General features: G+C 63.4%; 21 protein-coding genes and 1 tRNA gene. 15 read left to right on the top strand and 7 right to left on the bottom strand.

What is annotated here, in order from left to right:
• Positions 1-5: 5 nt before the first annotated feature.
• The 6 genes from serS to shkS all read left to right on the top strand — a co-directional run bounded on the left by serS (position 6) and on the right by shkS (position 6,996).
• Entirely contained in the window at positions 6-1,337 is a 1,332-nt protein-coding gene (serS, locus tag V9L20_RS14360; RefSeq protein WP_337297113.1) for a serine--tRNA ligase, read from the top strand.
• Positions 1,338-1,397: 60 nt separating this feature from the next.
• Positions 1,398-1,487, top strand: a tRNA-Ser gene (locus V9L20_RS14355).
• A 511-nt stretch (positions 1,488-1,998) separates the two neighbouring features.
• Positions 1,999-3,204, top strand: coding sequence for a polysaccharide pyruvyl transferase family protein (locus V9L20_RS14350; protein WP_337297112.1), 1,206 nt, complete (start codon positions 1,999-2,001; stop codon positions 3,202-3,204).
• A gap of 194 nt (positions 3,205-3,398) precedes the next feature.
• A complete protein-coding gene (locus V9L20_RS14345) occupies positions 3,399-4,640 on the top strand; it encodes a hypothetical protein (protein WP_337297111.1) in 1,242 nt (413 codons plus the stop codon).
• A gap of 86 nt (positions 4,641-4,726) precedes the next feature.
• Complete coding sequence (locus tag V9L20_RS14340) at positions 4,727-5,413, top strand: glycosyltransferase family 2 protein (protein WP_337297110.1); 687 nt, start codon at positions 4,727-4,729, stop codon at positions 5,411-5,413.
• 164 nt (positions 5,414-5,577) lie between these two features.
• On the top strand, positions 5,578-6,996 hold the full coding sequence (gene shkS, locus V9L20_RS14335) for a surface-behavior sensor histidine kinase ShkS (protein ID WP_337297109.1): 1,419 nt from the start codon (positions 5,578-5,580) through the stop codon (positions 6,994-6,996).
• 171 nt (positions 6,997-7,167) lie between these two features.
• On the opposite strand, the gene V9L20_RS14330 is transcribed toward shkS, so the two are convergent.
• From V9L20_RS14330 to V9L20_RS14300, 7 genes are all read right to left on the bottom strand, one after another.
• Positions 7,168-7,770: a response regulator transcription factor gene (locus V9L20_RS14330; RefSeq protein ID WP_258501945.1), complete on the bottom strand. Its 603-nt coding sequence runs from the start codon at positions 7,768-7,770 to the stop codon at positions 7,168-7,170.
• 72 nt (positions 7,771-7,842) lie between these two features.
• Positions 7,843-9,174 (bottom strand): tryptophan--tRNA ligase, encoded by a 1,332-nt coding sequence (locus V9L20_RS14325; protein WP_337297108.1) that lies wholly within the window; start codon positions 9,172-9,174, stop codon positions 7,843-7,845.
• Between the two features lie 10 nt (positions 9,175-9,184).
• Positions 9,185-9,856, bottom strand: a complete 672-nt coding sequence (locus V9L20_RS14320) for a site-2 protease family protein (protein WP_337297107.1) — start codon at positions 9,854-9,856, stop codon at positions 9,185-9,187.
• A 43-nt stretch (positions 9,857-9,899) separates the two neighbouring features.
• Positions 9,900-10,535, bottom strand: coding sequence for an L-threonylcarbamoyladenylate synthase (locus tag V9L20_RS14315; RefSeq protein WP_258501941.1), 636 nt, complete (start codon positions 10,533-10,535; stop codon positions 9,900-9,902).
• A 13-nt stretch (positions 10,536-10,548) separates the two neighbouring features.
• Positions 10,549-11,526 (bottom strand): DMT family transporter, encoded by a 978-nt coding sequence (locus V9L20_RS14310; protein WP_337297106.1) that lies wholly within the window; start codon positions 11,524-11,526, stop codon positions 10,549-10,551.
• Positions 11,523-12,380, bottom strand: a complete 858-nt coding sequence (locus V9L20_RS14305) for a 3',5'-nucleoside bisphosphate phosphatase (protein WP_258501937.1) — start codon at positions 12,378-12,380, stop codon at positions 11,523-11,525. Before V9L20_RS14305 ends, V9L20_RS14310 begins: the two co-directional genes overlap by 4 nt.
• A gap of 97 nt (positions 12,381-12,477) precedes the next feature.
• Positions 12,478-13,512: a transporter gene (locus tag V9L20_RS14300; protein WP_337297105.1), complete on the bottom strand. Its 1,035-nt coding sequence runs from the start codon at positions 13,510-13,512 to the stop codon at positions 12,478-12,480.
• Positions 13,513-13,670: 158 nt separating this feature from the next.
• Between V9L20_RS14300 and ppk2 the strand changes: the two genes are divergently transcribed.
• The 9 genes from ppk2 to V9L20_RS14255 all read left to right on the top strand — a co-directional run bounded on the left by ppk2 (position 13,671) and on the right by V9L20_RS14255 (position 24,684).
• Entirely contained in the window at positions 13,671-14,588 is a 918-nt protein-coding gene (gene ppk2, locus V9L20_RS14295) for a polyphosphate kinase 2 (RefSeq protein ID WP_443098589.1), read from the top strand.
• 71 nt (positions 14,589-14,659) lie between these two features.
• Positions 14,660-15,727 carry an extracellular catalytic domain type 1 short-chain-length polyhydroxyalkanoate depolymerase gene (locus tag V9L20_RS14290; protein WP_258501933.1) on the top strand — a complete coding sequence of 356 codons (1,068 nt, stop codon included), beginning with the start codon at positions 14,660-14,662 and terminating at the stop codon, positions 15,725-15,727.
• Positions 15,728-15,870: 143 nt separating this feature from the next.
• Positions 15,871-17,139 (top strand): urea ABC transporter substrate-binding protein, encoded by a 1,269-nt coding sequence (gene urtA, locus V9L20_RS14285; protein ID WP_055803051.1) that lies wholly within the window; start codon positions 15,871-15,873, stop codon positions 17,137-17,139.
• 184 nt (positions 17,140-17,323) lie between these two features.
• Positions 17,324-18,871 carry an urea ABC transporter permease subunit UrtB gene (urtB, locus tag V9L20_RS14280; protein ID WP_337297210.1) on the top strand — a complete coding sequence of 516 codons (1,548 nt, stop codon included), beginning with the start codon at positions 17,324-17,326 and terminating at the stop codon, positions 18,869-18,871.
• The gene (urtC, locus tag V9L20_RS14275; RefSeq protein ID WP_337297103.1) at positions 18,868-20,097 is read left to right on the top strand and encodes an urea ABC transporter permease subunit UrtC; all 1,230 of its coding nucleotides are present in this window, start codon (positions 18,868-18,870) and stop codon (positions 20,095-20,097) included. Before urtB ends, urtC begins: the two co-directional genes overlap by 4 nt.
• Positions 20,094-20,972 carry an urea ABC transporter ATP-binding protein UrtD gene (urtD, locus tag V9L20_RS14270; protein ID WP_337297102.1) on the top strand — a complete coding sequence of 293 codons (879 nt, stop codon included), beginning with the start codon at positions 20,094-20,096 and terminating at the stop codon, positions 20,970-20,972. The genes urtC and urtD overlap by 4 nt, the downstream gene beginning before the upstream one ends.
• Positions 20,973-21,497: 525 nt before the next feature.
• The gene (gene urtE, locus V9L20_RS14265; RefSeq protein WP_337297101.1) at positions 21,498-22,190 is read left to right on the top strand and encodes an urea ABC transporter ATP-binding subunit UrtE; all 693 of its coding nucleotides are present in this window, start codon (positions 21,498-21,500) and stop codon (positions 22,188-22,190) included.
• A 135-nt stretch (positions 22,191-22,325) separates the two neighbouring features.
• The gene (locus V9L20_RS14260; protein ID WP_337297100.1) at positions 22,326-23,585 is read left to right on the top strand and encodes an MFS transporter; all 1,260 of its coding nucleotides are present in this window, start codon (positions 22,326-22,328) and stop codon (positions 23,583-23,585) included.
• A gap of 88 nt (positions 23,586-23,673) precedes the next feature.
• Entirely contained in the window at positions 23,674-24,684 is a 1,011-nt protein-coding gene (locus V9L20_RS14255) for an aldo/keto reductase (protein WP_337297099.1), read from the top strand.
• Positions 24,685-24,687 lie beyond the last annotated feature (3 nt).

Here is a 24,687-nt window from a genome sequence, read left to right as displayed (position 1 = left end):
GTTGCATGCTCGACATCACCCTGCTCCGCAAAGATTTGGCCTCCGCTGTGGCCGGCCTCGAAAAACGCAAGAAGAACCAGCCCTACCTCGACGTGTCGGCGTTCACCGCGCTCGAGGCCGAGCGCAAGACGCTGCAAACCCGCACCGAGGAAATCCAGGCCCGCCGCAACACGCTGAACAAGCAGATCGGCCCGCTCAAGGCCAAGGGCGAATCGGTCGATGCGCTGATGGCCGAGGTCAACGCGCTCAAGGCCGAGCAGGAATCGCAGTCCAGGCGCCTGGATGAAATCCAGCCCGAACTGCACGCCTTGCTGCTGGCCGTACCCAACCTGCCGCACGCCAGCGTGCCGGTCGGCGAAGACGAAAGCGGCAATGTCGAAATGCGCCGCTGGAGCCCCCACGGCGGAGCCGGTGCCAATGCCACGCCGCTGGCCTTCACGCCAAAAGACCATGTGGACCTGGGCGCGCCGCTGGGGCTCGATTTTGAAATGGGCGCCAAGCTCTCGGGCTCGCGCTTCAGCGTGATGAAGGGGCCGATTGCCCGGCTGCACCGCGCGCTCGCGCAGTTCATGCTCGACACCCAGACCGAGAAGCACGGGTACACCGAGTGCTACGTGCCCTACATCGTCAATGCGGCCACGCTCAGCGGCACCGGCCAGCTGCCCAAGTTCGAAGGCGACCTGTTTGCGGCCAAGAAGGGCGGGCAAGACGGCGAGCCCGCGCCCGACCATTCGGCGCTGTACCTCATCCCGACCAGCGAAGTGCCGCTGACCAACTTCGTACGCGACGAAGTCGTGCCCGAGGCGCAGCTGCCAATCAAGCTCACCGCCCACACGCCGTGCTTCCGCTCCGAAGCCGGCAGCGCCGGGCGCGACACGCGCGGCATGATCCGCCAGCACCAGTTCGACAAGGTCGAGATGGTGCAGATCGTCCACCCCGAAAAGAGCTACGACGCGCTCGAGCAGATGACCGGCCACGCCGAAGCCGTGCTGCAGGCGCTGGAACTGCCGTACCGCGTGGTGCTGCTGTGCACCGGCGACATGGGCTTTGGCTCCACCAAGACCTACGACCTCGAGGTGTGGCTGCCGGCGCAGAACACCTACCGCGAGATCAGCTCGGTTTCGAACTGCGAAGCCTTCCAGGCCCGCCGCCTGCACGCCCGTTTCAAGAACGCGCAGGGCAAGAACGAACTCGTCCACACGCTCAACGGCTCCGGCTTGGCCGTGGGCCGCACGCTGGTCGCGGTGCTGGAAAACCACCAGAACGAAGACGGCTCGATCAACGTGCCTGCGGCGCTCCGGCCCTACCTGGGTGGGCTGGAAGTGTTGCGCGCCTGACGCGCCCGGGGCTTTAAAAGCCCCGTTTTTGTCTGCTATAATCGTAGGCTCGACAGCACCGGAGAGGTGGCAGAGTGGTCGAATGTACCTGACTCGAAATCAGGCGTACTAGCGATAGTACCGAGGGTTCGAATCCCTCCCTCTCCTCCAGAAAAGTTGATAATAAATGAGCGCCCTTCGGGGTGCTTTTTTATTGCGTTTGAGTTCATGCGCACATAAAAACTGATGCGATGGACGCCCATTTTTCAGGCGCGAAGTTGGATCGCGATTCTCTCACCGGAGCGTGGGAATTTCGTAACTCGAAACTGTCATAATGCAGCACGCCTCTACGCGATTGCCAGCGGCAAGACATTAATTTCTTTGAACTTGATGGCTACTCGGGACTCTGTTGGACTTACTGCGCGCCGTGAAGAGCAGTTAGTAAGGGCAGGCGAGGGGTGGCACTGCAAGTGGTGGAAATAATGGGTTGACTGGGAACTATTCGGCCAAGGGCAATTTGGCAGTTGTGCTCCCGCGATTCTTTTTAATAGCTCATCAGCAGCCTTTTTAGCTTGCGCACAATCGGCGTAGCGGATAATAGATCGGGATGGTTCAGGCTGAGCGATCTGTGTGCAGGCCTTTTTGTATAAAGATACAACGTACCAGCGATTCGAGCGACATCATGCCCTATCGATCCGACGATCCGTTTCTTGTTCTGCTGAAATCACTTTCAGGCAAAAATGTGCACTTTTTTCCAAAATCTGGAAATGCGGGTGACGGATTTATTGCGCACGCAACGTACGAGCTTTTCAGGTCGCATGGGATAAATTTCATTACTCACCATCAAACAGACACCGTTGAAGGCGAGACGGTTCTCATAGGCGGTGGAGGGAATCTCGTAGAGGGAAGATACAACGATGTTGCGGAGCTGATCCGGCGGCATGCAGAAAAAAATCAGATAGTGTTGCTGCCGCATACTATTGTGGGATTCGCGGATGTGTTGGCCGAGACGCACCGCAATTTAACCGTTTTTTGCAGAGAACCGGTCTCCTATCAAATGGCGTTGCTGAATGGTGCTTCGCCGATGCAAACGCATCTATCGCACGACGTTACTTTTTTTCTCGATGATGACTACTTTTCTCGTTTCTTTGGAAGAGGCGAAGGAATTCTCAAGGCACTTCGCACTGACGGGGAAACAACGGGGCAAGTAAAAATATCCGAAGACAATCTCGACATGTCATTGTCATGGAACGGCGATCTTTGGACTTCCCCAGATTTTTGTGCCCACGTAACCAACAGCATGGCGGCCTTTGCTGCTCCTTTTGAGACAGTCCAGACGGACCGCTTGCATGTTTCGATTCTTTCAGCGTTCTTAAAGAAGAATGTCTATCTGCTGCCAAATGCCTATTATAAAAATAGAGCGATTTTTGAGCATTCGATTCGACCTCGGTTTCCAAAGGTTCATTTTGTAGATACGTCAAAAGATCTAAATGAATGGGCGCCATTGTCCATGCCCCAGCTGCATTACGAGAAAAATGCCTCGCTGGTGGCTGAATTGAAATCCACAGTAGATGTGCAAAAGGAACAGATTGAAGATTTGAAGATCGCGCTGGAACGCGAAACAAGTCTTCGTGAAAATGCTCAGCGCTCTTTGCAACTAAAGCGGCAGCGGTGGGAGGAGAAATTGGAGAGCTATCGCGCAGCCTTGGACGCACTCAGGGCTCGGGAGGAGTTGTTGACTGCGGAGCTTGCGACCCGGGAGGGTCAGTTGGCTGCGGTATGGCACTCCACGAGTTGGCGTCTCGCTGGCCCACTTCGCGCTATTGCTCGTCGAGTTCCGCTGACGCTGAGATCTAGGATTCGCAAGATCCTTCGTCCATCGGCGTGATTGAAGCCTATTGAATTTTTGCGGCAGCGTTTCTCTCACTTCGGCTGAAGCTAAATTTCGTCCAAATACCTAGCATTTATTTAACGTCAATGGCAAATTTGCTAGAGCGCGCTGAATCGTATGAAAGCGCAAGCCCTCATTTCCCTCTCATCTCGCGCTCGGTAGCAGAAAAATCGCTGTCTAGGCTTGCCGCGATGACGCTGTTTTCCGACAAGAGCTACCTCAGGATGCACCCGGACGTAGGTGCTCACGGTATTGATCCGTATTTTCATGCACTTTTTTATGGTGCAGCGGAAGGGCGGGCACTGTTCGATCGTGAGCAAGTCGCTCGTTCGCTGGGGCGTGCATCCATTTTCTTGGACGATCAAGCAACGCCTCCCCCTACTTACGGGTCGCTTGATGATCATTTTTCGGCATTCAGAAAGCGAGTTCCTGCTGCATCGATCTATGTCAGTTCGCTGGGCAACATCTTCATGAAGGAGATAGCTGAAGATATCGCTGTCGACCTTCGCCGTGCGGGAATAGACGTATTCATTCGAGATGAGACATCGGACATGGCGCAGAGAGAACCTCTTAGCATCGTGGTAGCTCCGCATGAGTTCTTCACACTCGGTGACGGTAAGAGCTGGATGCGGGATGAAGTAATTGAATCTTCATTCGTCTACAACACCGAGCAGTTGCAGACCCCATGGTTTGCAAAGTCTCTTCCCGCGATTCTTGCATCTCCCGGTGTGTTCGACATCTCGCCGCAGGTCGCTCATCTTCTTGGCGAGGCAGGTTTACCTGCCATGCACCTGGAGCCGGGCGCTGCATTGCGAACCCATTGGCTTGAGGATGCCGATCTGGATCATCCACTCGTCAGCGCCTTACCGGCGCGCGCCAAGAGTTCGGATTTTGGCTTCGTTCCCTGGATCGAACGCCCGATTGATATTTCTTTTTTTGGAAGTGAAAGCGATCGCAGAGAGTCTTTTCTCGCGCGTAATGCTTCTGTTTTGGCGAAGTTTTCGGCCTTTATCTACTGTCGTAGACAGTCGCATGGAGTGATCCGCGATCAGTCGGAGGGTGAATCCCTCACTCGCATCGCAGGCCATGTGGCTGGGCATTCAAAAATAAGCCTCAATATCCATCGAGATGAATTTTCTTACTTCGAATGGCATCGCATCGTTCGTCAGGGTATGGCATCTGGATCACTCGTCGTCACCGATCCATGCTTATCTCACCCATGCCTGAAGCCTGGAGAGCATTTCTTTCAGGAGGATGTGCGCCATATTCCGAACCTGTTGGAATGGCTTATCTTCGACGTCGATGGGCGCAACGAGGCGCAAAGAGTTGTAAAAAACACGGCTCAACTTCTGTCGAACGACGAAGACAATTTCGTTCGCACGGCATCTATCCTCTCGTTTCTTGAAGAGCATATGGACGGAGTCTTGCGATGAGAGATCGGACGTCGCCACGGGTTGTACCCTACGAGACTCTCTTCGAGAGGATCAACCGTGCGCTGCCTTCGAGGGACGGAATCACAGTGGCTGTCAGCCTGTTCAACTATGCCCAATTCATAGCTGAATGCCTGGATTCGATCGCTAGCCAGACGCACCAATCCTTGGAGTTGATCGTGGTGGACGACAACTCGCAGCGTGACAATTCGGTGGACGTAGCATTGGGCTGGATGCAGCAGAACAGCGATCGGTTCGATCGAATTTCGCTGCTTCGGCACCGCCGCAATCAAGGGTTGGCCGAGGCTCGAAACACAGCGTTCGAGGTTGCTCGTACAGACCCGGTATTCGTTATCGACGCAGATAACCAAATCTACCCTCGCGCGCTTTCGCGCTTGTTGGAGCCTGTCAGGCATCGTGAATTCGACGCCGCATACACCCAGCTCGAGTTCTTCGGCAACCAAAGTGGCTTGGGCTATGCTGATATTTGGAGCAAGGGTTCCTTCCGGACCGGCAACTACGTCGATGCGATGGCGCTGATCTCCAAGCGATCCTGGATGCAAGCCGGTGGATACAGCCATCTCGAAGGCGGCTGGGAGGACTTCGATTTCTGGTGCAAGTTTGTCGACAGGGGAATGCGGGCGATCTACATACCGGAAATTCTTTGTCGTTACCGCGTTCACGGCGCGTCGATGCTGCGCACCGATACGATCGTCGCTACAGACAGGCTGAAAATCGAGCTCACCATGAGGCATCCTTGGCTGCAACTCAAGTGAGATAAGAAACAAAGGGCCCAATCAACTCTCCGTCCATCTTGCATCCGCGGTAACGGAGATTCGAACACCTGATGTTGGCAAAGGCGCCGTTAAGATCGCCACCTCTTCACGCCCGGCATGCTGAGGGATTTCCTGTAGTCGAATAAAGAGGGGGCGAAGCGCCAATGGCCAATGCGTCGATCGCAAGCGTGACACCGGTCCCGGCTTCGGCTGACGAGGCCGAATCGTGGGTGCGCGGCGAGCTGATCCGCAGCCTGATGCGCTCCGCGCGCGGCTCCTACATCGTCTCGGCCGCGCTCATGCCGTTGATGGTCGGCCTGAACTGGAGCTATGTGCCCCATTGGGAGCTGCTCACGTGGCTTGCCTTCGGCTTCGTTGCCACGGGATTCCGCGCGTGGGGCGCCAGGGTCTATGCGGTGCGCTACGCCGGCCGGAGCGCCGCGGCGCAGCTGCAGTTCACCGAGCGCTACGGCTTCGTGTGGAGCACCAGCGCCATCGTGTGGGGCGCGTCGATCCTGCTGTTCTTCGAGCGCACGCCGCAGGTCAACCAGTTCATGAGCTGGCTCATCGTGGCCGGCGTGGGCACGTTCCCGCTCAACGGGCTGGCGCTACACCCGCCGCTGCTCAAGCGCTACGTCAACACGCTGTTCATCACCATGCTCGGAGCGGTGCTGATCCGACTGGTGAGCATCAACATCGTGGAGCCGCATTTCCAGTACGGCTTTTTGATGCCGATCCTGCCGATCCTGCATTGGTTCTTGCTGCTGCGGGCCGGCCGCCATATTCACGAGACGGCGCGCAACAGCCTGGAGCTGCTGTTTCACAACCACATCCTGATCAAGTCGCTCACGCAGCAGCGGCAGGCCGCGGTGGCTGCCGTGGCCATGAAGAACCGCTTTCTTGCCAGCGCTGCGCACGACATGCGCCAGCCGGTATTGGCGCTGTCGCTCTACGCCGACTGGCTGCGCAACGAGCCCGAACTGGTGCTGGAACTCGCGCCCAAGATCGTTCGCGCTACGCACGCGGTGAATGCACTGTTCGATTCGATGTTCGACCTGGCGCGCATCGACTCAGGCCAGGTGCGGCTGCACATCGAGCGTGTGGACGTGGCAGAACTTCTGCACGACCTCGAGCTGCAGTACCGCCCAGTGGCCGAGAGCCGGGGGCTCGACTTCCGCGTGCATGTGACGGAAGGCAGCTTCCTGACCGACCCCATTCGCGTTCGCCGCATGATCGGCAACCTGCTTGCAAACGCCATCAAGTACACCTCCGACGGCGGCGTGCTGCTCGCCTCGCGGCAAACGCGCGAGGGCATGCGCATCGAGGTGTGGGACACCGGCATCGGCATTGCACCCGAACACCTGCGCGACGTGTTCCTGGAGTTCTACAAGGTGGCCGACCATGCCGGCACCTCCGACGGCTTCGGCCTCGGCCTGGCCATCGTCGCCCGGCTCTCCCACGTGCTCGGCCACCCCGTCAGTGTGCGCTCCCGCCTCGGCAGCGGCAGCGTGTTCCGCGTTGCGCTGCACGATGCCGACGAAGCCGTAGCCCAAGCCCGCGTCAGCGCCTCCGGCGGCGGCTGACCGGCCGCTGCAGCCATAAAAAAACCGCGCCCAGCGCGGTTTTTCAGCGGCCAACAATCCGCTCGAGTCCCTTCCAGAAACACCGCGGAACCGGCTTTGCCGGGCCGCTGGTGTTGCCCCCGGTAGGGGGAGGGAGAAGCGACACGAAGTGCGCGGAGCCTGGGGGCGAGACTAGTTACTCGAAATCAGCCCGTTGGTCCGCGCGTAGTGCAGCGCCTGTGTGCGGCTCTTCACGCCCAGGCGGCGGAACAGGCGCCACAGGTGCACCTTCACCGTGTGTTCGCTGATCTCCAGGTCGGTGGCGATGTCGCGGTTGCTCATGCCCTTGTCGAGCATGGCGATCAGCTGCGTCTGGCGCTTCGACAGCTTGCTGTTGTTGGCCAGCGCGGGCTCGTCCGCTTCTTCCGAGCCGGCCATCAAGAGGCCGCGCAGCACGGCGGCCAGTTCGGCCGAGCTGGCCGACTTCTCGATGTAGGTGTCGGCGCCCGCTTCGATGCACGCGTCTTCCATGTCCGCAGCCGGTGCCGCCGAATAAACGGCGATCGGCACGTTGGGGTAGACCTGCTTGACCGCGACCACGCCCGAAACGCCGTTGGTGTCGGGCAGCTTCAGGTCGAGGCAGAAAAGGGTCGGCGCGCCGCGCTGCTGAACCGAGCTCGCGAGCTTGTCCAGCCGCTCGAGCTCGACGATGTTTTCGGCCGGCCGCAGGCGCCGCAACACCATCACGATGGCGTCGCGCATCAGGGGATGGTCGTCGATGACATAAATGCTCATGTTTTCTTCCTTTGTGATCGCCCGTCTACTCTCGTCTGTCCCCGGCGGGTGGGCCGATGGACATATGCCGGATCAACTTCCGCTGGTCGCGGTCGTTGCCTCCGCCAGTGCTTCCAGTGCCGCACTCGCGGCACTCAATTCTTCCGTGCCGACCGGCTCCAACTGGTCGGCGAGCGCGGCCAGTGCCGCGCCGCGCTGTTGCTGCAAGGCGGCAATTGCGCGCCCGGCCTCCTGCGGCGACGCGAAACCACGGCTTTGCAGCAGCGCAGCGCCGCTCGCATCGAGCAGTTTGAAATAGAACAGCCCGTCGCGCTCGCGATATTGCTTGAAGCTGGGCTTGGCGACCTTGGCCGCCTTGCGCGCGCCGCCCTTGTCCCGGCCCGCCGCAAGGTTGCGCAGCCCCACCGCATGGCGCAGTTCGGTCATGAAGGGGCGCGAGAGCTTGCGGGCCTTTTCAGCGCCGATGAGCAGAATGCGCTCGATCTCCGCCGGGTTGTTCATCAGTTCGTCGTAGCGGGCGCGCAGCGGTGCCACTTCGCGGTCGATGCGCTCGAACAGCATCTGCTTGGCGTCGCCCCAGCCGATGCCTTCGGCGTACGCCTTGCGGAGCGTCTCGGTTTCTTCGGCGCTGGCAAAGGCCTGGTAGATCTGGAACAGCGCAGAGCCTTCGGTGTCCTTGGGCTCGCCGGGGGCGCGCGAGTCGGTGACGATGCTCGCAATCTGCTTTTGCAGTTGGCCGCGCGGCGCAAACAGCGGAATGGTGTTGCCGTAGCTCTTGCTCATCTTGCGGCCGTCCAGGCCGGGCAGGGTGGCGACGGCATCGTCGATCTCGGCGTCGGGCAGCGTGAAGTGCTCGCCGTACTGGTGGTTGAAGCGCTGCGCCATGTCGCGCGCCATTTCAATGTGCTGCACCTGGTCGCGGCCCACGGGCACCTTGTGCGCGTTGAACATCAGGATGTCCGCACCCATCAGCACCGGATACATGAACAGGCCGGCGGTCACGTCGGAGTCCGGGTCTTCGCCCTTGGCCACGTTCTTGTCGAGCTGGGCCTTGTAGGCATGGGCGCGGTTCAGCACACCCTTGCCGGTCACGCAGGTCAGAAACCAGGTGAGCTCGGTAATCTCGGCGATGTCCGACTGGCGGTAGAAGGTCACGCGCTCGGGGTCGAGCCCGCAAGCCAGCCAGCTTGCGGCAATTTCGAGCGTGGAGCGCTGGATGAGCGCCGGCTCCTGCACCTTGATGAGCGCGTGGTAGTCGGCCAGGAAGAAGAAGCTCTCCACGCCCGGCGCCACGCTCTGCCGCACCGAATGGCGGATCGAGCCGACGTAGTTGCCGAGGTGCGGCGTGCCGGACGGCGTGATGCCGGTCAGGACGCGCAGGGGAGCTGAAGAAGACGAAGCCATGGAGAGGAACTTAACGCAGCAAAGCCGTGAGCGGTGAAATAAGCACGTTGATGACCGTGTAGCCGACATCCATCAGCGGGCGCAGCCAGAAGGTGCTGACGACGCCGGCGATGACCAGGCCCATCACGATGAAGAAACCGAAGGGCTCGATGCGTGCCAGAAAATTCTGAGCCGGGCCGTTGGGGAGCAGGCCCGCGAGCACGCGCCCGCCGTCGAGCGGGGGCAGTGGAAACAGGTTGAAGGCCCACATCACCAGGTTGACCAGCACGCCGCCTTGCGCCATTTTGATGAAAAAGGTTTCATCGATGCCCGCTGCGACAAGCCCGACCAGCAGCAGGGCCCAAAGAATGGCTTGCACAAAGTTGGACGCGGGGCCGGCCAGCGCCACCCAGATCATGTCGCGCTTGGGATGGCGAAGGCGCCCGAAGTTCACCGGCACCGGCTTGGCATAACCGAACAGGAACGCACCAGAGGTTGCAAAGTACAGCAGCAACGGCATCAGGATGGTCCCGATGGGGTCGATGTGCTTCATGGGGTTGAGCGTGACGCGGCCCATGATTGTTGCCGTCTCGTCACCGAAATGGCGCGCCACATAGCCGTGCGCCGCCTCGTGCACCGTGATCGCAAAAACCACGGGCAGTGCGTAAATAAGTACGGTCTGTATCAGGTTGGAAATATCCACTGGGCGATTGTGTCAGACAGACTGGAAGCTTCGGTGCCGCTCGTCAGAGGCCAAGCACCGCCAGCGCGCCGCGGCCTTGCCGCACCACGACCGGATCGTCGCCCGTGCCCATGGGCGTGAGGTCGACCACGGTGGTGGGCTGCGAAGGGCAGGCGCCCGCGTCGATAACGGCGCCGATCTGCTTTTCGAATCGCTCGCGAATGGTCTGCGCGTCGTTCAGTGCTTCGGTTTCGCCGGGTGCGATGAGGGTGGTGGCCAAGAGCGGTGCGCCGTGCAGCGCCAGCAGTTCGAGCAGCACCTTGTGGTCGGGCACCCGCAGGCCGATGGTCTTGCGCTGCGGATGGCTCACGCGACGCGGCACTTCCTTGGTGGCTTCGAGCAGGAAGGTGTAGGGCCCCGGCGTGGCGGCCTTCAGCAGGCGGTACTGCTTGTTGTCGACGCGCGCATAGTTGGCCAGTTCGCTCAGGTCGCGGCAGATCAGCGTGAGATGGTGCTTCTCGTCGACCTGGCGAATGCGGCGCAGCTGGTCGACGGCGTCCTTGTCGTCGAGGTGGCAGGCCAGTGCGTAGCTCGAGTCGGTGGGCACGGCCACGATCTCGCCGCGCTGCAACAGCGTGGCGGCCTGCTTGAGCAGGCGTTGCTGGGGGTTGTCCGGGTGAACTTCGAAGTACTGGGCCATGAAAGACTCCTGATTACGATTCCGCCGGCTCGATGGGCACGCGGCGCTCGCGCACCGTGAGCCAGGCGCCGGCCGCACCGCAAACCGCAATCATCGAAATGCCGATGAGCGAGACACGGTCGGGCACGTGGGAAAAAACGAGCCAGCCACCCAGCATGGCAAAGGCGATCTGGGCATAAAGGTAAGGCGTGAGCGTGGACGCCGGCGCGCGCTGGTAGGCGAGGATAAGAATGAAGTGCCCCACCGTGCCCATGAAACCCATGAGGCACAGCAACGCCCACCAGTGCCACGAGGGCAGGGCCGTCCACACGAACGGCAGCGCCAGGGACGCGATCAACGCACCCACCCAGCCGGTATAGAAATGCATGGTGAGCGGGTTCTCGGTTTGCGCCAGCTTGCTTGTGAGCACCTGGAACCATGCATTGGTCAGCACCAGCCCGATGGGCAGCAGCACAGCCCAGCTGAATGCATCGCCGCCCGGCCGCAAGATGACCAAGGTGCCGGCAAAGCCGCCCGCCACCAGCGCCCAGCGCAGCACCGAAACGTGCTCTTTCAGCGTGGTGGCCGCCAGAAGCGTAATGACCAGCGGCGCTATCAGCACGATGGAAGTGAACTCGGCCAGCGGCATGTAGCGCAGGCTCAAGAAGGCCAGCGTGCTCGACGCCAGCAGCAGCGCGCCGCGCAGCAGCTGATAGCGCGGATGCTGCGTGCGCAGCAGCGCCGTGCCGTGCTTGGGCAGCAGCACCGCCGTGGTGGCTACGGCCTGAAAGGCATAGCGAAACCACACGCCCATGAGAATCGGCACGGCGGCGGTCGATGTCTTGGTGGCGGTGTCGAGCGTGGCAAAGCAGGCCACCGCCACCAGCACCAGGCCAATGCCCGCAAGGATGCGTTCGGATTCGACGTCGCGCGTCTGCTGTGCGGCGGCGCGGGCATTCGCCAGTGCGGCCGTGGCCGCGCTGTCGGTGCCGGGCCCGGGGCTCTGGCTCACTGCTGGATGCGATGGCTGAGCAGTTCCCACACCGGCGTGAGCGCGCCGGGCAACGGTGGCAGCTTGCCGAGATCGCAATGGCTTTCGTCGGGGCTGTGGAAATCGCTGCCGCGCGAGGCGGCGAAATCGAACTCGAGCGCCTTGTCGGCGTATTCGACGTATTCGGCTGTCGTATGGCTGCCGGTGACGACCTCGATCGCCTGCCCGCCGTGCGCCTTGAATTCGAGGAACAGCGCGTATTCCTCGTTCGCGGTGAACTTGTAGCGGCCCGGGTGCGCAATGACAGCCATGCCCTTGGCGGCGGTGATCCAACTGACCGCGTCTTTCAGCGAGGCCCAGCGGTGCGGCACGTAGCCGGGCTTGCCTTCGGTCAGGTACTTGCGAAACACCTCGGGCGTGTCGCGGCAATGGCCTTGCTCGACCAGGAAGCGCGCAAAGTGGGTGCGCGAGATCAGCTCGGGGTTGCCGACGAACTTGAGCGCGCCTTCATAAGCCCCGTGAATGCCGACCTTGGCCAGCCCCTCGGCCATTTCTTGCGCGCGCTTGCCACGGCCGCCGCGCGTGTCGTAGAGGCCCTGCGTCATGGCGGCATCGTCCGGGTCGAAGCCCAGGCCGACGATGTGCACCGTTTCGTTGGCAAAGGTGACCGAAATCTCGGTGCCGGTGAGATAGCGCAGCCCGTTGGCGCGCGCGGCAGCGGCCGCGCGGTGCTGGCCGCCGACTTCGTCGTGGTCGGTGAGCGCCCAGAGTTCGACCCCGTTGGCGGCGGCGCGCGCTGCCAGTTCTTCGGGCGTCAGCGTGCCGTCGGAAACCACGGAATGGCAGTGCAGATCGGCATTGAGAATAGAGGACACATGATCATTCTATTGGGTCTGCAACACCGATGCGGGCGCATGGATGCTATTGTGGTTGCTATTAAATAAATAGCATTACTACCGCGGCCGATGCGGCTTAGCGCTTCTTGCGAAAAGCCGTCCACGCGGCCACCGCGGTAAAGCTGGCGACGATGGCCACCACGATCCAGAACCCGTACTTGTGCTCGGCCAACGGAATACCGCCCACGTTCATTCCGAACAGGCCGGCAAGGATATTGATGGGCAGCGCGAGCACGGTCACCACCGTCAGCACGAACAAGCTGCGGTTGTTGTCCTCGTTGACGTTGGCTGCAATTTCTTCCTGCAGCAGCTTGATGCGCTCCTGCAGTGCCTGCATGTCGCGCAGCACCACCGAAAATTCTTCGGTGGAGCCGCGCAGTTCTTGCGCATCGGGCTCGGCCATCCAGGCCGGCGGCCCTTGCAGCAGGCGGAAGAGGGCGGCGGGTTCCGGCGCCAGCAGCCGCTGCAGCCGCACCAGCAGCCGGCGCAGCACCCCCAGCCGCGCACGCTTGTGGTCGAGCCGGCCGGCCAGCAGCTCATCCTCGATGCGGTCGATGCGCGAAGTAACGCCGCGCACGATCTTCACCAGCACGTCGGCCTGGGCGCGCAGCAGGTGCTCGAGCAGTTCGGTGCTCGAGCGCGGCGCGTCTCCGGCCTTGACCGCCGTTCGCAGCGCGTCGACCGAGCGCAGCGGCTTGGCGCGCGCCGTCACCACCAGGCGCGGCCCCACGCTGATCCAGAGCGTGGAGATGTCCGAGGGCTCGAAGCTGAACTCGAAGTGCACGTCGTTGATGACGGCAATCAGCGAATCGTCGGCGCGTTCGATGCGCGTGGAGGGCAGGCCCTCGTGCAGCGCTTCATAAAAAGTGTCGGAGAGCTGCGCATGACGCAGCAGCCAGCGCTCGGCCTGGGCATGGCTCAGGTTGAAGTGCAACCACAAGAATGCGGAGTTTGACGAGGGCGGCGCGCCGGTGTCCAGCCAGGCCGCGGCCTGCGCCGAGTCGATCGCCCGCACGGGCTCCGGCGCGGCGGCGTCGAACAAATAGCCGCAGATCAGCCCGGCTTCGTCGCCGCCGTACGAATTGGCGGCCAGGTCATGGAGTGCCGGCAAGGTGCGTGTGGATCAGGAAAGCCAAAGGGGTTTGCCAGATGGTGTTCGACCTATATGACAACCTCGTGTCCGCCGACGCCAATCCGTCACGCAACGGTCATACGCTGCGTGCAGCATGCCTTGATCCATCCCACAGATCTCTCTCTTTTCTAGCCATGATGCTGACGAGCGCACTTCCAGACCACGAAGACCTGATGCAACGCATCGCCCGCGATTTGATCGACAGCTATGACGAGGAGTTGGAGCTGGAGATCGAAGACCGCAACATCGACGACCTCGATCCCGCCGCCCGCGCCACCGACAAGGCCGCGCGGCAGGCCTACTTCAAGGAGCTGTTCCGCCTGCAGGGCGAACTGGTGAAGCTGCAGGACTGGGTGCAGCACAGCAAGCAGAAGGTGGTCATTCTTTTCGAAGGCCGCGACGCGGCCGGCAAGGGCGGCGTGATCAAGCGCATTACCCAGCGGCTGAACCCGCGCGTGGCGCGCGTGGCCGCGCTGCCGGCGCCCAACGACCGCGAACGCACCCAGTGGTACTTTCAGCGCTATGCCGCGCACCTGCCGGCCGCCGGCGAAATGGTGCTGTTCGACCGCAGCTGGTACAACCGCGCCGGCGTCGAGCGCGTGATGGGCTTTTGCACCGACGACGAGTACGAAGAGTTCTTCCGCACCGTGCCGGAGTTCGAGAAGATGCTGGTGCGCTCGGGCATCAAGCTCATCAAGTACTGGTTCTCCATTACCGACGACGAGCAGCACATGCGCTTTCTCGGGCGCATTCACGATCCGCTCAAGCAATGGAAGCTGAGCCCGATGGACCTGGAAAGCCGCCGCCGGTGGGAGGAATACACCAAGGCCAAGGAAATCATGCTGGAGCGCACGCACATTCCCGAGGCGCCCTGGTGGGTGGTGCAGGCGGTCGACAAAAAGAAGGCGCGGCTCAACTGCATCAGCCACCTGCTGGGCCAGTTGCCGTACCAGGAAGTGGCGCATCCGCCAGTTCAACTGCCCGCACGGGAGCGCCACGCCGACTACCTGCGCCAGCCGGTGCCGGCGAGCATGATCGTGCCGGAAATCTACTGAGGCACGGGGCGGGGCTCCAAGCCTTCACCGCCCCGTTTGGACGCCCGGCGCTTTGCCCTCACACTGCGCCCATGGTTCGCCGCTCCACCACTGCTTCTCTCTTCGCCCGCGCCTACGAGCGTAACCTGAAGGCCCTGACCAAGCTCACGCTGAGCAACAGCAAGCGCGTGACGGGGCAGGTGCAGCGCGCCACCGCCAAGCGCCTCAAGCCGCCGCCGGGCCGGGGCGACTGGCTCAGCGGCATGGCGCTGGGCCCCGGCGGCGCACGGGGCTATCACCTGTTTCGCCCGGCCGACCTGAAGCTGAAGCCCGGCGAAAGGCTGCCGCTCATGGTCATGCTGCACGGCTGCGGCCAGACCGGGCGCGACTTTGCGGCCAGCACGCGCATGAACGCGCTCGCGGTGCGGCAACGCTTCCTGGTGCTCTACCTGGAACAAGACAGGCTGGCCCATCCGCAAGGCTGCTGGAACTGGTACGAGCGGCGCTCGGGCAAGGCCGACGCCGAAGCCGCCACGCTGATGGCGGCCATCGACCAGGCCTGCGTGCTGTATCCGGTAGACCGCGAGCGCATTGCGCTGGCTGGCCTCTCGGCCGGGGCCAGCATGGCGGCATTGCTGGCAACCCGCTACCCGCTGCGATTCCGCGCTGTGGTCATGCATTCGGGCGTGGCGCCGGGCGCCGCGAAATCTTCGGCCACCGCGCTGGGCGCGATGCGCGGCCAGCACACGCCGCCCATGCCCTCCACCGCGGTCGGCAAGGCGATGGGCGCCGCCGCAGTCTTCGCGACATTGCCGCCGATGCTGGTGCTGCACGGCGATGCCGATGCCGTGGTGGCGCCGAGCAACGCCGTCAACAGTGCGGCCGTGTGGGCCACGGCGGTGGGCGCAAAGCCGGGGCTCGCGCGCACGCTCCAGCGCGGCAAGCGGCACCCCATGCGGGTGACCCAGTTCCGCCGCAAGGGCCGCACGCTGGTCACGCTGTGCGAGATTGCGGGTTTGGGCCACGCGTGGAGCGGCGGCAAGGCCAGCCTGCTTTTCAGCGACCCGGCCGGGCCGGATGCCACGCGGATGGTCTGGGCCTTTGCGGCGGCGCAATTCAAGCGCGAGGCGCCGGAGCTTGACCTGACACCGGGACGTTAAGGCGGGCCGGGGCTGCTGCCCTGAATACCTCCGTGTACGCCACCCGGCGTATTTCTCGCGCGCGGTCGAATCCGCAGACTCCCCTCCATCGTCCGGCGAGCCCGGCGACAAAGGTTTCAACCACCCCGGAGCAGGAGTTCCACATGCAACGTCGTTTCACCCTCAAGGCGCTCACCGCCGCCGTCGCCCTGGCCAGCATCTCCGCTGCGCCGGCATTCGCTGCCGACACCATCAAGGTCGGCGTGCTGCACTCGCTGTCGGGCACGATGGCCATTTCTGAAACCGTGTTGAAAGACACGGTGCTGATGGCCATTGAAGACATCAACAAGAAGGGCGGCGTGCTGGGCAAGCAGCTCGAGCCCGTGGTGGTCGACCCGGCCTCCAATTGGCCGCTGTTCGCCGAAAAGACCAAGCAGCTGCTGGGCCAGGACAAGGTTTCGGTGATCTTCGGCTGCTGGACCTCGGTGTCGCGCAAGTCGGTGCTGCCGGTGGTCGAGGAAATGAACGGCCTCTTGTTCTACCCCGTGCAATACGAAGGTGAAGAGCTCTCCAAGAACGTGTTCTACACCGGCGCCGCGCCCAACCAGCAAGCCATTCCGGCGGTCGACTACCTGATGAGCAAGGAAGGCGGCGGCGCCAAGCGCTGGGTGCTGCTGGGCACCGACTACGTGTACCCCCGCACCACCAACAAGATCCTGCGTGCCTACCTGAAGAGCAAGGGCGTGAAGGACACCGACATCGACGAGAAGTACACCCCCTTCGGCCACAGCGACTACCAGACCATCGTTGCCGACATCAAGAAGTTCTCGGCCGGTGGCAAGACGGCCGTGGTGTCGACCATCAATGGCGACTCCAACGTGCCCTTCTACAAGGAACTCGGCAACGCCGGCCTGAAGGCCAAGGACGTGCCGGTGGTGGCCTTCTCGGTGGGCGAGGAAGAACTGCGCGGCGTGGACACCAAGCCGCTGGTCGGCCACCTGGCCGCATGGAACTACTTCATGTCGATCAAGAACCCGACCAACACGGCCTTCATCAAGCAGTGGGGCGACTACGCCAAGGCCAAGAACATCGCCGGCCACAAGGACAAGCCGCTCACCAACGACCCGATGGAAGCCACCTGGATCGGCATCCACATGTGGAAGCAGGCCGTCGAGAAGGCCAAGAGCACCGACACCGACAAGGTCATCGCGGCGATGGCCGGCCAGACCTTCACGGCGCCCTCCGGCATCGTCTCGAAGATGGACGAGAAGAACCATCACCTGCACAAGAGCGTGTTCATCGGCGAGATCAAGGCCGACGGCCAGTTCAGCGTGGTGTGGAAGACGCCGGGCCCGGTGAAGGCCAAGCCTTGGAGCCCGTACATCGAAGGCAACGACAAGAAGCCGGATCAGCCGGCTGGCAAGTCGCTGTAAAGCGCGTTTCTCCCTCCCCCGCTGGGGGAGGGCAGGGGTGGGGGCAAGCGGCGGTCGATCTGGTCACTGCGCCTGAATGAGCGCCGTGTGCCCCCACCCCAACCCTCCCCCGGAAGGGGAGGGAGCCAATCCCAACTTCCACTTCACAATGCTTCGACGAACCCTTCACTGCGCACTTGCCGCCATGCTCTTCATGGCAACGGCCGTCCACGCGCTGACCGCCGACGAAGCCAAGGCCATCGCCTCCGGCGAATCCGAATCGCGCATCACCGCCCTCAACAAGGCCGTGCTCACGGCCGACGAAAAAACCACCGCCTTCATCCAGGCCATGTCGGAAGACGCGGTCAAGTACACCGAAGACAAGGTCTTCGTGATGAAGGATGACAAAGGCTACGACCCCGTGACCGGCGCCGAACTGAAAGTGCCCGACACCGCCGAGGACGTGGTGAACAACAACCTGATGCGCGGCGCGCTCGATGCCGCGCAGGCCGCGCTCAAGCTCACCAGCAAGGACGACGCGGTGCGCGCCGAAGCCGCGCAAGCGCTCTTCAAGGAGCCCGACGAATCCCGCGTGCCCATGGTCGAGAAGGCGCTGGCCGCCGAGACCAACCCCGCCATCAAGGCGCAGCTCCAGCTGGTGCGCGCTGCCAGCATGCTCAGCAGCGCCGACAAGGCCAAGCGCCTTGTCGCGGCCAAGGAGCTTGGCGCCAACAGCAGCCCTGACACCAAGCTGCTGCTCAACCAGCGGCTCGCCGACGAGACCGAAGCGGACGTCAAGGCCGCCATCGTCGCTTCCATTGCCAGCATCGACGGCTCGCTGGTGTGGGGCGACCGCATCAACGCCGTGTTCAGCGGCATCAGCCTGGGCTCGGTGCTGCTGCTGGCCGCGCTGGGCCTGGCCATTACCTACGGCCTGATGGGCGTCATCAACATGGCGCACGGCGAGCTGATGATGATCGGCGCCTACGCCACCTACGTGATGCAGGGCATCTTCCAGCGCTACATGCCCGAGGCGGCCTTCGGCTGGTACCTGGTGGCGGCCATTCCGGTGGCGTTCCTTGCGTCGGCGCTCGTCGGTGCGGTGCTCGAACGCGGGGTGATCCGCTTTCTTTACGGCCGCCCGCTCGAAACGCTGCTGGCCACCTGGGGCATCAGCCTGATGCTGCAGCAGCTTGTGCGGTCGCTCTTCGGCGCGCAGAACGTCGGCGTGGAAAACCCGGGCTGGATGAGCGGCGGCTTCACCATGCTGAGCAACGTCACGCTGCCGTGGAACCGCATCTGCATCATCATCTTTGCGGCGCTGGTGCTGCTGGCCATGGGCTGGCTCATCGGCCGCACGCGGCTCGGGCTGTTTGTGCGCGGCGTCACGCAGAACCGGCCCATTGCCTCGTGCATGGGCGTGAACACGGCGCGCATCGACACCTACGCTTTCGCACTCGGCTCCGGCATTGCCGGCCTCGCGGGTTGCGCGCTGAGCCAGATCGGCAATGTCGGGCCCGACCTCGGCCAGAGCTACATCGTCGACAGCTTCATGGTGGTCGTGATGGGCGGCGTCGGCCAGCTTGCGGGCACCGTGTATGCGGCGCTGGGGCTCGGCGTTCTCAACAAGTTCATCGAAGGCTGGGCGGGCGCGGTGCTCGCGAAGATCGCGGTGCTTGTCTTCATCATCATCTTCATTCAGAAGAGACCTCAGGGCATCTTCGCCATGAAGGGCCGGAGCGCAGAAGCATGAGCAGCAAGGTCGTACTTCCAACCAAAGGGCCGCTGTTGAGCGGCAAGGGCTGGACAGCCTTCTTTGTCACGCTGATCGTGGTGTGCGCGGTGGCGCCGGTTCTCAACATGGTGGTGCCGGCCGACAGCCCGCTGCACATGAGCGACTACGCCGTGGCGCTCGTCGGCAAGATCATGTGCTACGCCATCTGCGCGCTGGCCATGGACCTGATCTGGGGCTACACCGGCATTCTCTCGCTGGGGCACGGTCTCTTCTTTGCGCTCGGCGGCTACATGATGGGCATGTACCTCATGCGCCAGATCGGCCGCGACGGCAACTACAAGAGCGACCTGCCGGACTTCATGGTGTTTCTCGACTGGAAGACGCTGCCCTGGCACTGGACCTTCAGCGACAGCTTCATCGCCACGCTCGTCCTCATCGTTGCGGTGCCGGGCCTCATCGCCTTCGTGTTCGGCTTCTTCGCGTTCCGCTCGCGCATCAAGGGCGTGTATTTTTCAATCATCACGCAGGCCATGACCTTCGCGGCAATGCTGCTGTTCTTCCGCAACGAAACGGGCTTCGGCGGCAACAACGGCTTTACCGATTTCAAGCGCATCCTCGGCATTCCGATTGCCACGCAAGAGATGCGCATGACGCTCTTCGCGCTCACGGGCATCACGCTCCTGGGCTTCTTCCTGTTTGCCAAATGGCTCATCGGCAGCAAGTTCGGCCGCGTGCTCCAGGCCATTCGCGATGCCGAAACGCGCGTGATGTTCTCGGGCTACAACCCGCTGCCTTACAAGCTCACCATCTGGGTCATCTCGGCCATCATGTGCGGTGTCGCCGGTGCGTTGTACGTGCCGCAGGTCGGCATCATCAACCCGGGCGAGATGAGCGCGGCCAACTCCATCGAGATCGCGATCTGGGCGGCCGTGGGGGGTCGCGCAACGCTCATCGGGCCGATCATCGGCGCTTTCATCGTCAACGGTGCGAAGAGCTGGCTCACTGTGGCGTACCCGGAGTACTGGCTGTACTTCCTTGGCGCGTTGTTCATTGCCGTCACGCTGTTCCTGCCGAACGGCATCGTGGGCCTGGTGAAGAAATGGCTGTCGCGTGAGAAGGCGGCACCCGCTGCACCGAGTGCCGGCCGCGAGGAAGCGCAGCGCGCCATGGCCGCCGCGCAGGGCATGGAGCCCGAGGCGCTGCATGCACCGCTCGCGCCTGAAGTGAAGGGAGCGCGCGCATGACGCCCGACCTGATGGAAGCCGGGGCCGAGCGCGCGGCAAGGGCCCACGGCATGCACTACGTGAGCGGCAGCACCGAGTCGGGCGGTCGTTCCGCCGGCTTCGGCCGCATTGCCACGCCGGGCGAGGTCGACATCACGCACGGCCGCATCCTGTACCTCGAAGACGTGAGCGTGAGCTTCGACGGCTTCAAGGCCATCAACAAGCTCTCGCTCGACATTGCGCCGGGCGAGTTGCGCTGCATCATCGGCCCCAACGGCGCGGGCAAGACGACGATGATGGACATCATCACCGGCAAGACGCGGCCCGATGAAGGCACGGTGTTCTTCGGCAGCACCATCGACCTGCTGCGCCACCGCGAGGCCGACATTGCTCAGCTCGGCATCGGCCGCAAGTTCCAGAAGCCGACGGTATTCGAGCACCTCACCGTGTTCGAGAACCTCGAGCTCGCGCTCAAGACCAACAAGGGCGTTCGCGCATCGATGCTGTTCAGGCTCGACTCGGCGCAGAGCGACCGGCTGGCCGAAGTGCTGCACACCATTCATCTGGCCGACAGCGTGTCGCGCCTGGCCGGCAACCTGAGCCACGGCCAGAAGCAGTGGCTCGAGATCGGCATGCTGCTGATGCAAGACCCGAAGCTGCTGCTGCTCGACGAACCCGTGGCCGGCATGACCGACGAGGAAACCGCGCGCACCGCCGAGCTGTTTCTCACCCTCAAGGGCAAGCACTCGCTGATGGTGGTGGAGCACGACATGAGCTTCATCCGCACCATTTCCGAGATCGTGACCGTGCTGTGCGATGGATCGGTACTGGCGCAGGGCACGCTGGACGAGGTGCAGTCCGATGAGCGCGTGATCGAGGTTTATCTTGGGCGTTGATTTCGTCGCTGCTGTTGTCCGGGGCTCGGCGGTGAGGGCTGTGCCCTTGGGCGGCCGACGTCACCGGCCGCTTCGCGGCTTCCCTGCGCTGCTCGCGACGGGCGGGGTCTCGCCCAAACTCGCTTCGCTCAGACAAGGGCGAGCCCTGATCCGCCCGTCGCTGCGCTGCTCGGCGGCGCCTCAACGGCCGCCCAAGGGCACAGCCCCCGTCGCCGCGGTCAGAGCGGTAGTGCATTCCCCGACTTCCTCCCTCTCTCCCTGGGAGAGGGCCGGGGTGAGGGCAGGTGGCCTCAACATCACGACCAGCGCCCGGCATGCGGCGCGGTGCGGGCGGCCCCTCTGTGCCGCCGAGGAGCGCAGCGTTTCGCGGGTCAGGGCTCGCAGCTGTCTGAGCGAAGCGAGTTCTGCGAGACCCCGCGAAACGCGAGCACCGCAGGGCAGCCCGAAGGGCCGGCATAGTGGAGCCGACCGCACCGTGCCGCATGCCGGGCGCCGCCAACAAAGACAAAGGAAGGCGTCAACAAAATGCTGACAGTAAAAAACATCCACCAGTACTACGGCGGCTCCCACATCCTGCGGGACGTGAGCTTCGAGGCAACGCTCGGCAAGGTCACCGTGCTGCTGGGCCGCAACGGCGTAGGCAAGACAACGTTGCTGAAGTCGTTGATGGGCCTGGTGCCCATCAAGAGCGGCAGCATCGAGCTCGAGGGCAAGCCGATCCACAAGGCCACGCCGTATGAACGGGCAAGAGCCGGCATCGGCTTCGTCCCCCAAGGCCGCGAAATTTTCGCGCGCCTCACCGTCGAGGAAAACCTGCGCATGGGCCTCGCCTACAAGAGCGGCAGCACGCCCATTCCGTCGGAACTCTTCGAGCTGTTCCCCGTGCTCAAGCAGATGATCAACAGAAGAGGCGGCGATCTCTCGGGCGGGCAGCAGCAGCAACTGGCCATTGCCCGCGCCCTGGCGCCCAAGCCCAAGCTGCTGATCCTCGACGAGCCCACCGAAGGCATTCAGCCGAGCATCATCAAGGACATCGGCCGCGTCATCCGCATGCTGGCCGATCGCGGCGACATGGCCATCGTGCTGTGCGAGCAGTACTACGACTTTGCGCAGGAGCTCGCCGACGACTACCTCGTGATGGAGCGCGGCGAGGTGATCGCGCGCGGCCTCGGCAAGGACATGGAAGCACAGGGCGTGCGGCAGCTCGTCGCCATCTGACCGCAAGGGGCAGAAGCCAGGAAAGGCCCGTCCCCGTATCAGCCCTTCGGCCTTTGCGTATCGGCAGCGATTCAGGGTTTACCCTAAAATCGGGCTCTGCCCGTCACCGCCGGGCACCCTCCCAGGAGCCTGGCCTTGAACGCCTCCCCACCCGTGCACGATACCGGCGCGGACACCGACATTTCCTCTTCCGCTTTGTCTGCGCCGACTCGGCCCGTCAACTTCTTGCGGGCCGTGCTCGCGCTCGGCGTCGGCGGCTTTGCCATTGGCACGGGTGAGTTCGTCATCATGGGCCTGCTGCCCGAGGTGGCGCGCGACATTGCTGTCAGCATTCCGCAGGCGGGCCACGTCATCAGCGCCTACGCGCTTGGCGTGGTCATCGGCGCGCCCGTGCTCGCGGTGCTTGCCGCGGGCTGGCGCCGGCGCGCACTGCTGATTGCCCTCATGGCCATTTTTGCCGCCGGCAACTTCGCCAGCGCCATGGCGCCGGGCTACATGTCGCTCAACCTGCTGCGCTTTGCGACCGGCCTTCCGCACGGCACCTACTTTGGCGTTGCCGCGCTGGTGGCGGCAACGCTGGCGCCACCCGGGCGGCGCGCGCGGGCCGTGGGCCTTGTCATGCTGGGTCTCACCGGCGCCACGCTCGTCGGCGTGCCGATTGCCGCCTGGCTCGGCCAGCTATTCGGCTGGCGCGCGGCCTTCGTGTTCGTCGGCGTCATCGCGCTGATTGCCGTGGCGCTGCTGCGCCGCGACATTCCCGATCTTGCGGCGCCCGCAGGCGCCAGCCCCTGGCGCGAGCTTGGCGCGCTCAAGCGCAAGCAGGTGTGGTTCACGCTCGGCATCGGCGCCATCGGCTTCGGCGGCATGTTCTCGGTGTTCAGCTACATCAAGCCCACGCTCATCGAGGTGGCTGGCTTGCCTTTGGGCGGCGTGCCCTTCGTGCTTGCGCTGTTCGGCCTGGGCATGGTCACGGGCAACCTCGTCGGCTCGCGGCTGGCCGACAAGTCGCTCATGCGCACCATCGGCGGCCTGCTGGTGTATGCGGCGCTGGTGCTCGCCATGTTCACGTTCGCGGCGCACAACGTCTTTACTGCGGCGTTCAACGTGTTTCTCATCGGCACCACGGTCGCCATCGGCCCGGCGCTGCAGATCCGCCTGATGGACGTGGCCGGCGATGCGCAGACGCTCGCCGCCGCGCTCAACCACTCGGCCTTCAACATGGCCAACGCGCTCGGCGCGTGGCTCGGCGGCGTGGCCATTGCGGCGGGCCTGGGCTGGACCTCGACCGGATGGGTCGGGGCGCTGCTGGCACTGGCCGGCATCGGCATCTTCGGCTGGGCGGTGATGAGCGCACGCGCCGGCGCCCGGCAGGGCGGCCGGCTCGAAGCCACCTGAAAAGCCGGCGCATGCAGGATTGCGCGGCCGTGTCTATGATGACCGCCGCCCTTCCACACCTCTCTCATCTCTTCGGATCGAGACCACCATGAGCATTCCCACCACCCGGCTCGGCCGCACGGGCCTGACCGTGTCGCGCCTTGCGCTCGGCACCATGACCTTCGGCCTGCAGACCGACGAGGCCGTGTCGCACAGCATTCTCGACAAGGCCGCGGAAGGCGGCATCAACTTTCTGGATACGGCCGACGTGTACCCGCTGGGCGGCACCGTCGAGACCACCGGCCGCACCGAAGAAATCATCGGCCGCTGGCTGCAGAAGCAAGGCCCCACCGGCCGCCGCCGCTTCGTGGTGGCCACCAAGGCGGTCGGCAAGGTCGGCCCCAACAGCTGGGACCAGGGCGCATCGCGCAAGCACCTGCTCGACGCCATCGACGCCTCGCTCAAGCGGCTGCAGACCGACCATGTCGACCTGTACCAGCTGCACAGCGACGACCGCGAGACACCGCTCGAAGAGAGCCTGGAGGCGCTCGACGTCATCGTCAGATCCGGCCGCGCGCGCTACGTCGGCGTGTCCAACTTCCTGGCCTACCGGCTGGCCCGCGCGCTCGGCAAGGCCGAGCTGCACAAGCTCACGCGCTATGTGTCGGTGCAGCCGCGCTACAGCCTGCTGTTCCGCGAAATCGAACGCGAGCTGCTGCCGCTCGCGGCCGAAGAGGGCCTGGGCGTAATTCCCTACAACCCACTGGCCGGCGGCCTGCTCACCGGCAAGTACAAGCCCGGTGCCAAGCCTGAGGAAAACACGCGCTTCACGCTCGGCACCGCGGGCGGCATGTACCAGGACCGCTATTGGAACGAGCGCAGCTTCAACACGGTGACGCAGCTGCACAAGCTGGCCGACGAAGCCGGTGTGCCGCTGGCCACGCTGGCGGTCGCGTGGGTCATGGCCAACCCGCTCATCACCGCGCCGCTGCTGGGCGCCAGCCGGCCCGAACAGCTCGACGCCACGCTGGCAGCCGCGGAATACAAGCTCGACCCGGCACTGAAGCAGAAGCTCGACGAGCTCACGGCCGAATACCGCAAGGGCGACGCGCCCCGCTAGGCC

It is taken from the genome of Variovorax sp. CCNWLW225 (assembly GCF_037204045.1).
In the GTDB taxonomy this organism is placed as follows: domain Bacteria; phylum Pseudomonadota; class Gammaproteobacteria; order Burkholderiales; family Burkholderiaceae_C; genus Variovorax.
This window is presented reverse-complemented; position numbering and strand designations above follow the sequence as displayed.